A 12,336-nucleotide genomic window follows, 5' to 3' on the forward strand; every position below is an offset into this window, starting at 1 on the left:
AATGGCTAATAATAAAACGGCTCACTCTTCTAAAAATGATTCAGCTATTAGTTGGAAAACTCTTAGCAGACTTGCCTCTTATGTGCTTGTGTATCGAGTTAAAATTTGCGTAATTATTGCATCAATAATAGTTAGCGCAATCGTGCAAGCTGCAAGCGCAATGTTTTTGCAATCTCTTGTTGACTCGTATATTCTTCCGCTTGTCGGTAAGCATAATCAGGATTGGACGCCTCTTGTTCGCATGATTATTCTGATGGCAAGTGTTTACGCTGTTGGTGTGTTTTGTTCTTGGCTTTGGAGCAGGCTTGTTGCGAATATATCTGAAAGTGTTATGCGTGATTTGCGAGATTCTATGTTTAAGCATCAGCAGAAGCTTTCATTGCGTTACTTAGATTCTCAAGGTTACGGCGATATTATGAGCCGTTACACAAACGATACTGAGGTTCTTCGTGAGGCAATTTCGTGGGCATTTCCGGACTCTTTTTCTGCACTAATGTCGATTTTGGCAGCGTTTATATCTATTATGTGCCTATCGCTTCCGGTTGCAGTTTTTGTAGCTATATTTACTGCAATGTTGCTTTATTTAGTGCGTTTTATGCTAAAGAAATCTGGCAGTTTATTTGAGCAATTCCAGCATGCATTAGGCGAGTTAAATGAGTTTGTTGAAGAATCTGCAACAGGCAGCAAAGTGATTAAAATTTTTAATCATGAGACAGATTCTATTGAAAAATTAGATAATTGCATAGAAAAAGTGCAAAAAATTTCTGCAAGTGCCAATTCTTATGCGAATAATGTAATGCCTGTTATTAGTAATGCAAGCTATTTGCTTTATGTATTAATTGCTTTACTTGGTGCGTGGGCTGCTTCAGCTGGTTTGCCAACGCTGGGATTATCTGGATCTAGTACTCTTACATTAGGTACGCTTATATCTTTGCTGGCACTTTCGCGCGCATTTATTAACCCTATTGGCGAAATTACAATGCAAGCTAACGCACTTATGATGGCTCTTGCAGGAGCTTCTCGTATTTTTGAGTTACTTGATGAAAAGCCAGAACTTGATTCTGGCAGTGTGCAATTAGTTAAAGTGCGTGTACTTCAGTCTGCTGAAGATCTTGGAGAAAAATCAGCATTTGATGTGCTTGAAGAAGTAGACGAACAATCTGAAGGAAACAATATTTATTGGGCTTGGAAAAGGTCAAAGCAAGATAATGGCACTAAAGCTAAAAAGTGCGCTCAAAACTTAAGTGAAATGGCTCAAGAGATTGTGTGCCATGCAAAGCGAGATGCTCGCACTTCTAAGGATGGCCGCTATACTTTGCTTCGAGGCGACGTGCGTTTTACGGATGTTGTGTTTGGCTACAAAGAAGATCATCCAGTTTTGCACGATATTACGTGGTTTGCAAAACCTGGTCAAAAAGTTGCTCTTGTTGGAGCTACAGGTGCTGGAAAAACTACTATTGCTAACCTTCTTACGCGTTTTTACGACATTGATGATGGGCAAATTTTGTATGATGGCATTGACGTGCGCGATATTTGCAAAACGGATTTGCGTCACGCTATTGGCACTGTTTTGCAAGATGTGAATTTATTTACTGGCACAATAATGGACAATATTCGTTATGGAAATCTTGATGCTAGCGACGAAGATTGTATTCAAGCTGCAAAATTGGCTCATGCTGACGCGTTTATTTCTCATCTTCCTGACGGATACAATACGCAGCTTAACAATGGCGGTGAAGGGCTTTCTCAAGGTCAGAAGCAGCTTATTTCTATTGCTCGTGCTGCAGTAGAAAATCCGCCTGTGTTGATTCTCGATGAAGCAACTTCATCGATTGACACGCATACTGAAGAATTAGTTCAGCGTGGAATGGATTCTTTGATGGAAGGGCGCACTGTATTTGTAATCGCTCACAGACTGTCCACAGTGCGCAATTCTGATGTGATTATGGTGCTGGATCACGGTCGCATTATTGAACGCGGTTCGCATGAGGAATTATTGGCAAAACGTGGGGAGTATTATCAGCTTTGCACTGGAGCTGCTGAGCTTGAATAATAGCTTGATTTTGTGCTGCAACACGCCGAACACGCGCGGCACTTGCATTTTGCTAAGGATTCTGTAAGATAGTGACTCGGCTGTTCGAGAGAACAAAGCCACGGCCCCGTAGCTCAGTTGGTTAGAGCGCCGCCCTGTCACGGCGGAGGTCACCGGTTCAAGTCCGGCCGGGGTCGCGATTAATAGAATACCCGGTTCGCCGGGTTTTTTATTCATCATGGCTCTGTAGCTCAGTTGGTAGAGCGAACGACTGAAAATCGTTAGGTCAGCGGATCGATCCCGCTCGGAGCCACTGTCAAAATAAGCGTTAGAAGTGTTTGATTGCTTCTAGCGCTTTTTGTTTTTGCGTCTTACCTACATTATCCATCCTCACCCTGTTTTGCTGCTTTGATACCATACGATGAGTTGATATTATGAGTCGTAGTTGAACAATTTTATGTGAATAGAAGTGGAATAAAGTGGAAGAATCTCAAATAGTAAATTTGCAATCTGACGAATTAGAATCCAATATTTTGGAATCTGATGAATTGAATTGTATGAATAAGCATAAAAACAATAAAGATGATAAAGACAGTTCTGCTAGAGTAATTCTTTCTTTTGTAAGAAGGTCTGCTCGTTTGGACGCGCGTCTTGAGCGAGCAAAAGAGCGATATTCAAGCCAATATTTATTAAATGTTGAAGATAGTTTAGGGTCTTTACGTGTAAAAAGCGATTTGCTGGTAGACTCCAACTGGGTTGCTAAAAATTGGGGTAATTCGAATCCTCTTATTGTAGAAATAGGATCTGGTCAGGGCGAAAATATTGTAGCCGCAGCCGAATCAAATCCAAATATTAATTTTCTTGCACTAGAAGTTTATGATCCAGGAGTGGCACACACAATGCTATTAGCTGGAAAACAGGGTGTAGAAAATCTTAGAATAGCGCAAGTTAATGCACCTGATTTTCTAGCTTCATGCTCTAATGGTGTTTTGAAAGAAGTTTGGACTTTCTTCCCAGATCCATGGCCTAAAATGAGACATCACAAGCGTAGGATTGTGCAGCCGTCTTTGGCAGATGCGGTGCATAACGCACTTATTGATAAAGGTGTTTGGAGAATTGCTACGGATATTGAGGATTATGCACTACATGTTCATGAAGTTATGGATGAACGAGAAGATTTTGAAAATACTGGAAAGTTACAAGTAAGTTTGCCGATTGAGCATGTTGGTAAGGGCAATGCTCAAGATGCTAAAGATTTACCTCATGCTGATTTCGCGGAATCTGTAAGATTTGAAGGTAGGGTTTTGACGAATTTTGAGCGTAAAGGATTAGAAGCAGGTAGAAAAATTCACGATTTGACTTATGTTGCTAAATGAGTGACGAAATGATTCAACACGCCGTAATTTGCTATGTGAGTTTATGAGTGTTAATATCATATGGTTTGGTTAAAGCCCCCTTCGTCTAACGGTTAGGACACCAGACTTTCAATCTGACAACAAGAGTTCGACTCTCTTAGGGGGTACAAATTCTAAGCCACTTAGTTTGCTAAGTGGCTTTTTGATTATCAATGTATTGTTGCAAGTAGTGATTTCAGGGTAGCGATTACCCCGATTACCCGTAATTCAACCAAAGTTAATTGCAAATAAGAAATAAGATTATGTCAGTGGTCAGTGGCGCGTTTAGTGGCATGCAGGGTAAAATAATGAACAGCGTGTGTTTACAAGATTATTTGTAGATAATATACAAAATGTGTAAATAGCAATGACTATTAGTTAGACGAAAGAGGCTGGTTATGCCAAATATGTTCGGAACAGATGGTGTTAGGGGATTAGCCAATCGAGATTTAACCGCGCAGCTTGCGTTGGATTTAGGAGATGCTGCAGTACGTGTTTTAGGTGAAGCAACGCATAGTAGCGAGTCGCATAACGAAGATGCAGGGAAGAAAATGCATGCTCGACGCAGAGCGTTGGTTGGGCGAGATACTAGAGTTTCTGGAGACTTTTTAGCATCGGCTTTGGCTGCTGGAATGAGTGCGGGCGGTTTTGATGTGATCGATGCTGGCATAATACCAACTCCTGGCGTGGCTTTTCTAACTTCTGTGCTCAATGTAGAAATGGGAGCTGTGATCTCTGCTTCGCATAACCCAATGCCAGATAACGGCATTAAGTTCTTTGCACGCGGAGGCTTCAAACTTCCAGATAGCAAAGAAGACGAGATTGAGGCTGTTTTAGGCAAAGAATGGCAGCGTCCTACAGGCAGCGGCGTTGGACGAATCAGCCATGACACTATTACCGCAACAAACCTTTACATCGATCACCTCGTTTCTTCTGTTGCTCCATTAAACAGCGAAACATCAACACGTCCAAAACCTCTTTCGGGATTAAGAGTTGTGGCAGACTGCGCAAATGGTGCAACGTCTGTAGTAGCACCAGAAGCATTGCGCAGAGCAGGCGCAGAAGTAATAGTAATTAACGCTTCTCCAGATGGATACAATATTAACGACCACGCTGGTTCCACACATCCAGAACAATTGCAAGCTATGGTTAAGGCGTCTAACGCCGATTTAGGAGTAGCTTTCGATGGTGATGCAGACCGTTGCCTAGCTGTAGACGAAAATGGAAACATGGTTAATGGCGACCAAATTATGGGCATTCTTGCGCGTTCTAAGAAAGCCGAAGGAAAGCTGAATCACAATACTCTTGTTGTTACAGTAATGAGCAATCTTGGATTAAAGCTTGCGCTAAAAGACATGGGTATTTCCACTGTTCAAACAAGCGTCGGAGACCGCTACGTTCTAGAAGAGATGCTTAGAGGCGATTATTCTCTTGGCGGTGAACAGTCGGGTCATGTGATTAATCGCGAGTTTGCAACCACGGGAGATGGCACACTTACAGCACTTACGCTGTGTCGCGAGGTTGTGCGCGAAGGCAAGAAGCTTTCGCAAATGGCTGCCGACTTCCCTCAGCTTCCGCAATGCTTAGTCAATGTGCCGAATGTAGATAAGATGGCAGCTAAAACTAATGCTGCTGTTCTTAAAGCGGTAGAAAAAGAAAGCGCGCTTTTGGGAGATACGGGGCGCGTTCTTCTTCGACCAAGCGGAACAGAACCACTTGTGCGCGTTATGTGTGAAGCTGCAACGCAAGAGCAAGCAGATGAGGTTTGTGCACGACTTGCGCAAGTTGTAACTGATAATCTTAAGCTGTAGCGCGCGACGACCTACCTTTTCGCTTAGAGCGTAGCGCGAAAAGGTAATTCGGAGCGCTGAGCCGCTTAGATCAGAAGCACTGCTTCTGCGCGGCGAAGACGTGAGCGCGCTGTAACGCGCGAGCGATTTCCTGAGAATGTTGTTAGACACGCCGTTTACAGCTACAAAAAACAGATAACCTTGATATACTAATCCTTTTGGTATTGTTGTTTGAGCGTATGTGATTTAGCAACAATAATCAAAGTTGGCTTTGTAAATTACTTTAGAAGTTTTGTAGAATTAGCCTTGGTAAAGGAGCCCTATGTTTACGCATCACGCAAGTGTTGATACTAAGCTTAGCCGCGCGGTGGAGCGCCTTTTAGATTCCGCTACAGACGATGGCGTGCTATCTATAGTTCAAGCAGGAGAGCCTGTGTTAAGACAACGAACAGTGGCTTACGATGGTCAGCTAACGCGTGCTACTCTTAATAAGCTTATTTCGCTTATGCACAGCACTATGTTAGATGCACCAGGAGTTGGCTTAGCTGCTCCGCAAATTGGTTTAGGTCTTGCAATTGCTGTTGTAGAAGACCATGTTCGAGACGATGCAGATGATCCTAGGGATATTGCAGAATTGCCATTTAGGGCGATCATAAATCCCCACTATGAACCAATTGGAACACAAACACGCAGTTTTTACGAAGGATGCTTGAGTGTTGCAGGATATCAGGCGGTTCGTCAGCGTTGGTTAGATATTCAAGCTACATGGCAAGATGAAGATGGTAAGCAGCATTCTGAACGTTTACATGGTTGGCCAGCGCGAATCTTCCAGCATGAAACAGATCATTTACGCGGAGAGCTTTATATTGATCGTGCTGAGATGCGCTCGCTTTCTACAGATGAAAATCTTGAGGATTATTGGGCTGATGAGGCTGTTCCTGTAACTGCTGCTAGAACACTCGGTTTTGCGATTTAAAATAAAAGACGAATGCAAAATAAAATCCCCCACAAGTTTTCTTGCGGGGGATTTTATTAATCACAAATATCAGATATGGAAGTAAAGCTCATACTCGAGTGGCGTTGGAGCCAAACGAGCCATATCCATCTCTTCATGCTTTAGATTAAGCCAAGTTTCAATCAAGTCGCTAGTAAACACATCTCCTTGCATAAGGAAGTCGTGATCTTCTTCCAAAGCTTGCAAAGCCTCACCAAGAGAAGAAGGAACTTGCTTAATGCCGTCATGCTCTTCTGGAGGAAGCTCGTAGAGATCTTTATCAACAGGAGCAGGAGGCTCAATGTGGTTCATAATGCCGTCTAAGCCAGCCATAAGCTGAGCAGAGAACGCTAAGAATGGATTGCAGGAAGGATCCGGAGCGCGGAACTCAATGCGCTTAGCAGAAGGAGCCTCACCAGCAAGAGGAATACGAATAGCTGCAGAACGGTTACGAGCAGAGTAAACCAAGTTGACTGGGGCTTCGTATCCTGGAACAAGGCGGTGGTAAGAGTTAAGTGAAGGATTTGTAAAAGCGAGCACAGAAGACGCGTGCTTAATTAAGCCGCCAATGTACCAGCGCGCAATATCGGAAAGCTGAGCATAACCAGTTTCCGCATAGAACAATGGCTTACCATCCTTCCAAAGCGACTGATGGCAGTGCATGCCAGTGCCGTTATCTCCAGCAATTGGCTTTGGCATAAATGTTGCAGCCTTACCAGCCAAAGCAGCAGTCTCGTGAACAACGTACTTGTATTTCATTAAGTCGTCGCCAGCATGAACAAGCGTATTGTAACGGTAGTTGATTTCCTGCTGACCTGCGCCGCCAACCTCATGGTGAGAACGCTCAAGAATCAAGCCAACCTTTTGAAGGTTGTAAACCATGTCGTCGCGCAAGTCTTGATTATGATCAACAGGTGGAACAGGGAAGTAGCCGTGCTTTACGCGATTCTTAAAACCAATGTTGTTGCTGCCATCATCTTCAGTATCAATGCCAGAATTCCATGGAGCTTCGTTGGAATCCACCTCGTAGAAGGAGCGTTGCATGTCGTTTGCAAAACGCACCTTGTCAAAAATGAAGAACTCGGCTTCTGGAGCAAAGCTTGCGGTATCGGCAATGCCAGTTGCCTTTAAGTAGGCTTCGGCTTTAATTGCCACTTGGCGAGGGTCCCTAGAATAAGGCTCGTCTGTTACAGGATCCACAATCGAAAAAGCAACATTCAAAGTCTTATGCTTGCGGAATGGGTCAATGTATGCGGTGTCTACGTCTGGAATCAGCTTCATATCGGACTCGTTAATAGCTTGGAATCCTTGCATAGAAGAGCCGTCGAAAGCCATCCCATCTGTAAAAGCGCTGTTTAAGAACTCGCTTGCAGGCACAGTAAAATGCTGCTGAACGCCAATCAAATCGGTAAATCGAACTGATACGTATTCAATGCCTTCTTGCTTAATCAAAGCTTCGGCATCTTCTTTAGTTTGTAAAGTGGTCATGCACAATCCTTTCGTAAAAATCTCAGTAAATAGTTTAGATTGTTGCATAAGATTTTGGATTTCAGCGACTCGACTATCTGGTTACGATTGTGTTACACGCTACTTATTTGTGTTTATATGCACAAAACATGCAAGCGGCTCGTGCTCTCACGTTATAAAGTACAATGTATTTTATGAATAATAAAGAACAACATGAAGGCAGTATAGATAATCACAGCACAAGTGCAAAGCTTGATTTATCCGCGATTTTCCCAGCCAAAGGGGATGATAGGCGCCCGCCAGATTGGCTTAGCCGCGCGCTTATGTATGCTGTTATTGCAGCGTTCGTAGCGATTTTTGTGTGGTTTGCTTGGGGAAATATCGCCTTTATAGTCTTCGATGTTGTAGTATCCATTTTTATAGCGTTGGCAATTGAACCTCTTGTTGTGCGGCTCATAAAACACGGGTGGAGTAGAGCTTTTGCATCTTTGGCAAGTTTGTTTGGGCTGCTTGTAATAGTTATTTTGCTTCTTGTGCTTTTTGGTAATCTTTTTGTGCAACAAGCAGTTTCCATGGTTTTAGGTCTACCTGATTTATACAACCAGTTTGCCCATTTTGTACTAAATTCCACTGGTTTCAAAATGCCAAACATTGAGCAACTCGGCATGGAAATTCTTAAACACGTTCAAACCTCTTGGGTTGTAGATTTTGCTGGACAAGCAATTAATACAACGTGGGGATTATTGGCGGTTTTGCTTGATTTACTCACTATTCTTATGGTGACCTATTACATTTCTGCAGCTGGTCCTTCTATGCGCAGAAGTGTGTGTAGGCTGTTGAATCCTAAGTCTCAGAGGCGATTTTTATTTATCTGGTCCGTTGTACAGGAGCAGATATCAAGCTTCCTATTTTCGCGCACAATTTTGGCAGCTATTAACGCAACGGGCACTGCGATTTTCCTAATATTCATGAATGTTCCATATTGGCTTCCGCTTTCACTGTTTTGTGGAATCGTTTCGCAATTTGTTCCGACAATAGGAACATATTTAGGTGGAGCACTGCCAATTTTATTTGCGTGGGGATCTAATGGTTTTGGATCAGCTATAGCAGTTTTGATTTTTGTGACAATTTATCAGCAGATTGAAAACATGGTGATTTCACCTAAGATTTCCGAAAAAACCATGGACTTAAATCCTGCCGTAGCCTTTTTATCGGTGTTGATTATGGGTGCCGTGTTTGGTGCTCTCGGTGCATTCTTAGCACTTCCAGTAACCGCTAGTTTGCAGGCAATTCTCAAAGTTTGTACAAAACAATACAATCTAGTTTCTTCACCTTTAATGGACGATCCAAAGCCTAATCGTAAATCAATTATGGTTACGAGTGTTGAAACTATAAGAAACAGTTTTGTTAAACCTGTTAAAGATAGTGTGCTTAGAGTTATGAAAGGCTCTTCATCTCGAGTATCTATTAACGAAGACATTATGTATTGGTATAAGCAAGCCTATAATTCTTCAGACGAAACTATTGATAATGAAAATTCAGTTGACGATTCTGGGTATGTTGAAACTATGGCAATTTCACGCGATATTTTAGACGCGGTAAATAAGGATATTGCTAAAAAACGCGCAGAAAATTCAGATTCGGATAAGTCGCAAGCAACCGATCAAGATAAGGAAGAACTAAAGTCAAAAACAAATAAATCTGGTACAATTCCAAACGAAAATAAAAAAGAAAATAAAAAAGCAACAAACTCAAATAGTAATCCACGAAGTGGGTGGAATAAATGATTCTTTTGTCTATTTTCGACGTTTTAGTAATCATAATTGGCGTAAGTAGCGTTGTATATCAAGGTGTTTGCGCAGTCGCATCGCTTGTAGCAAAGCCTATTGTGTTTCCGCAAGCACCAATGGACAAGCATTACGCTGTTCTAATATCCGCGCGCAATGAGGAAGCTGTAATAGGAAACCTCATAAAATGCATACAATCCCAAACTTACGATCAAAAATTAATCGACATTTGGCTAGTCGCCGACAATTGCACCGACAGCACGGCGCAAGTTGGAAGAGAGTACGGGTGCAATGTTATAGAGCGATTCGACAAGCAGCATATTGGCAAAGGCTACGCTTTAAGCTACCTGCTGGATCACATAATGGAGCTTGGAAAAGACAAAGATTACGACGCGTACTTTGTTTTCGATGCCGATAATAAGCTGGATTTGCACTATTTTGAAGAGATGAACAAAGGATTCCATGCAGGATACCAGATTCTAACAAGCTACCGAAACTCAGTGAATTTATCGGATAATTGGGTGTCTTCTGGGTCGGCATTGTGGTTTATACGCGAATCGCGATTTACCAACAATTCGCGCATGCTTTTTGGGTCTAGCTGCCATGCAGGCGGAACAGGATTCATGTTTTCGCGCGAAATCATGCACAGAAATCGCGGGTGGAAATTCCATCTGCTTACAGAAGACCTTGAGTTTACAATGGACTCGATTTTGCACGGCGACAAAGTGGGTTATTGCGGATCGGCGGTTCTCTACGACGAGCAGCCGGTATCGTTTAGGCAAAGCTGGAGACAGAGGTTGCGCTGGAGTAAAGGCTTCTTGCAAGTGTTCCGCTATTACGGAGCAGCTCTTATACGTCATGGAATCCGCGAGCGCGATTTTTCGTCAGTTGACTTTACGCTTATGCTATGCCCGTTTATGGTGCTTGCGATTGTGCGACTCATACTCGGATTTATTTTTGCCGCGTTTGGATTCGTCACTTGGACAAGCCAGATTGACTCGACGCTTAACTTTATAACCACTACTGTCACAAGCGTTTTAGGTATGATGGTGTTTGTTTCGCTTACCATTCTTGTAGAACACGATAAGCTTGGAGCCACTAACAAAGAGCTTTTTGCGTACGCACTAAGCTTCCCTATTTTTATGCTTTCGTACGTGCCGATTGCGTTCCAAGCTGTGTTCTCTAAGAGCGAGTGGAAGCCGATTCATCACACGGGTCGGTAAATCGGAGCGAGCGCGCGAAATTCTCTGTTTGGTGTTGCGCTACTTCCTGTTTGGTGTGTAGGAGGGCTGGGTGTTTCTACGCTCGCGCGGATTAGCCGCGCTTACGCCTTCGCCGCATGTAAAGTCCACTGGACTTTACATTTAAGCGGCTCAGCGAATCGAGGTGACTTCTCGCGCGCTATGCAGCTCGAAGTCGTCGATTCGCACAACGCTCCGCCTATTACGTGTAGTTTGTTGTTGCGGTTGTTCCGATTTGGTTTTGATTTTGTTTTTTTGGTTGAAGTTTGTTTGTAGTGGTTGATCATTTGGATTATTTGGTATCGGCTGCCGCTCTTATATTGTTCGACCAAGAATCACCCAGCCCTCCTACGTACTTGAACAATTGCGTATTGCTTAATCACTGAGATTCTCGATTTTTCTTGCTGCTTCAGCGAATCACCATCGGAGGACTGCGAATCGACTTGCATGAGCGCTTAAAGCGTAGCGCGCGAATGCACTTCGATTCGCTGAGCTTGCTCAAAGTTGAAAGCACAGTGTGCTTTCAACGCAAGCGAAGGCGTGAGCGCGGCTAATCCGCGCGAGCGATACGCTTCATCCGCTGCGAAAAATCTCGAATCTCTACCTAGCTCGGTGTAATTTATGCAATCTCGTAGTGCGTTCATACGCAATATATGAGATAATAGAAGCCTTGATGTAAACGTGCGATTGCGCAATAATGTGGCGCAATACGTGCGTTTATCTGTGTATTGCGAGGTTTTTATGGTAGATTCTGTTCCTTCTGCAAATGCGTCTGGCAGTGTTCCAGTTTTTGGCGTAAACGCTTACGACGCTACTAATGAAGAAGTTCCAGCGGTTTCTATTCGCGGATTTGTTAAGACTTTTGGCAAGAAAGTTGCTGTAGATAATCTTTCTTTAGACATTCCAGCAGGCTCTTTCTACGGATTGGTAGGTCCGAACGGTGCTGGCAAAACCACTACGATTAAAATGCTTACGGGCTTGCTTATGCCAGATGCTGGCTCGGCTTCGATTTTTGGCAACGACGTTTGGAGCGACGTAAATAGCGCTAAGCGCTCAATCGGTTTAATGCCACAAGCAGATGAGATTTTTAAGACGATTACTGGTCTTCAGCTTTTAACTTACGCTGGCATGCTTCGCGATATGAGTCGCGCGGAATCCGTAAAGCGTGCAAACGACTTGCTTTCTGCTTTCGATTTAACAGAAGCTGCAAATACTATTGTTTCTGACTATTCAACTGGTATGACTAAGAAGATTTGCCTTGCAACAGCTATGATTCACAGCCCGCGCGTGCTTGTGCTCGATGAGCCTTTTGAGGCAGTGGATCCTGTTTCTAGCGCAAATTTGAAGGATATTCTCGCCGAGTATGTTTCTACTGGCGGTACGGTTATTATTTCTTCGCACGTTATGGAATTGGTTGAAAAAATGTGCTCGCACGTGGCAATCATTAACGAAGGTCATGTTGCAGCTTCTGGCACTCTTGAAGAGGTGGCTCAGGGCAAAGATCTTGAAGATCGCTTTATGGAGCTTGTTGGCGGACGTCACGCTGCTGCACGCATCGACTGGCTTAATGGCGGTAAATCTGATAATGCTCCTGCATCTTCCACCGATCTCAACGCTTAAAAAAGGAGAGC

At 43.4% G+C, this 12,336-nt stretch carries 9 protein-coding genes and 3 tRNA genes; 10 read left to right on the forward strand and 2 right to left on the reverse strand.

From position 1 onward, the window contains the following. Nucleotide 1 precedes the first annotated feature (1 nt). From HXT53_RS01435 to HXT53_RS01465, 7 genes are all read left to right on the forward strand, one after another. On the forward strand, nucleotides 2-2,053 hold the full coding sequence (locus tag HXT53_RS01435) for an ABC transporter ATP-binding protein (RefSeq protein WP_004115774.1): 2,052 nt from the start codon (nucleotides 2-4) through the stop codon (nucleotides 2,051-2,053). Between the two features lie 102 nt (nucleotides 2,054-2,155). Beyond that, nucleotides 2,156-2,229: transfer RNA gene (locus HXT53_RS01440), tRNA-Asp, on the forward strand. 43 nt (nucleotides 2,230-2,272) lie between these two features. Next, nucleotides 2,273-2,345, forward strand: a tRNA-Phe gene (locus tag HXT53_RS01445). A gap of 166 nt (nucleotides 2,346-2,511) precedes the next feature. Then, the gene (gene trmB, locus HXT53_RS01450; protein ID WP_004115772.1) at nucleotides 2,512-3,408 is read left to right on the forward strand and encodes a tRNA (guanosine(46)-N7)-methyltransferase TrmB; all 897 of its coding nucleotides are present in this window, start codon (nucleotides 2,512-2,514) and stop codon (nucleotides 3,406-3,408) included. 74 nt (nucleotides 3,409-3,482) lie between these two features. After that, nucleotides 3,483-3,554, forward strand: a tRNA-Glu gene (locus tag HXT53_RS01455). A 270-nt stretch (nucleotides 3,555-3,824) separates the two neighbouring features. Beyond that, a complete protein-coding gene (gene glmM / locus HXT53_RS01460; protein WP_004574382.1) occupies nucleotides 3,825-5,237 on the forward strand; it encodes a phosphoglucosamine mutase in 1,413 nt (470 codons plus the stop codon). 301 nt (nucleotides 5,238-5,538) lie between these two features. Beyond that, nucleotides 5,539-6,192 (forward strand): peptide deformylase, encoded by a 654-nt coding sequence (locus HXT53_RS01465; protein ID WP_004112219.1) that lies wholly within the window; start codon nucleotides 5,539-5,541, stop codon nucleotides 6,190-6,192. A gap of 69 nt (nucleotides 6,193-6,261) precedes the next feature. Here HXT53_RS01465 and glnA read toward each other — a convergent pair whose 3' ends face one another. Beyond that, nucleotides 6,262-7,698 (reverse strand): type I glutamate--ammonia ligase, encoded by a 1,437-nt coding sequence (gene glnA, locus HXT53_RS01470; protein WP_004112221.1) that lies wholly within the window; start codon nucleotides 7,696-7,698, stop codon nucleotides 6,262-6,264. Nucleotides 7,699-7,871: 173 nt separating this feature from the next. Here glnA and HXT53_RS01475 point away from each other — a divergent pair, with 173 nt between their 5' ends. Together HXT53_RS01475 and HXT53_RS01480 are read left to right on the forward strand one after the other, a co-directional pair. Beyond that, nucleotides 7,872-9,464, forward strand: coding sequence for an AI-2E family transporter (locus tag HXT53_RS01475; protein WP_410313925.1), 1,593 nt, complete (start codon nucleotides 7,872-7,874; stop codon nucleotides 9,462-9,464). Continuing rightward, entirely contained in the window at nucleotides 9,461-10,687 is a 1,227-nt protein-coding gene (locus HXT53_RS01480; RefSeq protein WP_004115768.1) for a glycosyltransferase family 2 protein, read from the forward strand. Before HXT53_RS01475 ends, HXT53_RS01480 begins: the two co-directional genes overlap by 4 nt. 473 nt (nucleotides 10,688-11,160) lie before the next feature. On the opposite strand, the gene HXT53_RS01485 is transcribed toward HXT53_RS01480, so the two are convergent. Then, complete coding sequence (locus HXT53_RS01485; protein WP_032837316.1) at nucleotides 11,161-11,349, reverse strand: hypothetical protein; 189 nt, start codon at nucleotides 11,347-11,349, stop codon at nucleotides 11,161-11,163. A gap of 97 nt (nucleotides 11,350-11,446) precedes the next feature. On the opposite strand from HXT53_RS01485, the gene HXT53_RS01490 reads away from it, so the two are divergent. Beyond that, nucleotides 11,447-12,325: an ABC transporter ATP-binding protein gene (locus tag HXT53_RS01490; protein ID WP_004115766.1), complete on the forward strand. Its 879-nt coding sequence runs from the start codon at nucleotides 11,447-11,449 to the stop codon at nucleotides 12,323-12,325. Nucleotides 12,326-12,336 lie beyond the last annotated feature (11 nt).

Source organism: Gardnerella sp. KA00390, from assembly GCF_049244075.1.
GTDB lineage: Bacteria > Actinomycetota > Actinomycetes > Actinomycetales > Bifidobacteriaceae > Bifidobacterium > Bifidobacterium vaginale.

What these genes read in the sequence shown, in the direction of transcription:
- HXT53_RS01435 (WP_004115774.1), top strand. Translation starts at nt 2, where the DNA reads ATGGCTAATAATAAAACGGCTCACTCTTCTAAAAATGATTCAGCTATT.
- glmM (WP_004574382.1), top strand. Translation starts at nt 3,825, where the DNA reads ATGCCAAATATGTTCGGAACAGATGGTGTTAGGGGATTAGCCAATCGA.
- HXT53_RS01465 (WP_004112219.1), top strand. Translation starts at nt 5,539, where the DNA reads ATGTTTACGCATCACGCAAGTGTTGATACTAAGCTTAGCCGCGCGGTG.
- glnA (WP_004112221.1), bottom strand. Translation starts at nt 7,698, where the DNA reads ATGACCACTTTACAAACTAAAGAAGATGCCGAAGCTTTGATTAAGCAA.
- HXT53_RS01475 (WP_410313925.1), top strand. Translation starts at nt 7,872, where the DNA reads ATGAATAATAAAGAACAACATGAAGGCAGTATAGATAATCACAGCACA.
- HXT53_RS01480 (WP_004115768.1), top strand. Translation starts at nt 9,461, where the DNA reads ATGATTCTTTTGTCTATTTTCGACGTTTTAGTAATCATAATTGGCGTA.
- HXT53_RS01485 (WP_032837316.1), bottom strand. Translation starts at nt 11,349, where the DNA reads ATGAACGCACTACGAGATTGCATAAATTACACCGAGCTAGGTAGAGAT.
- HXT53_RS01490 (WP_004115766.1), top strand. Translation starts at nt 11,447, where the DNA reads ATGGTAGATTCTGTTCCTTCTGCAAATGCGTCTGGCAGTGTTCCAGTT.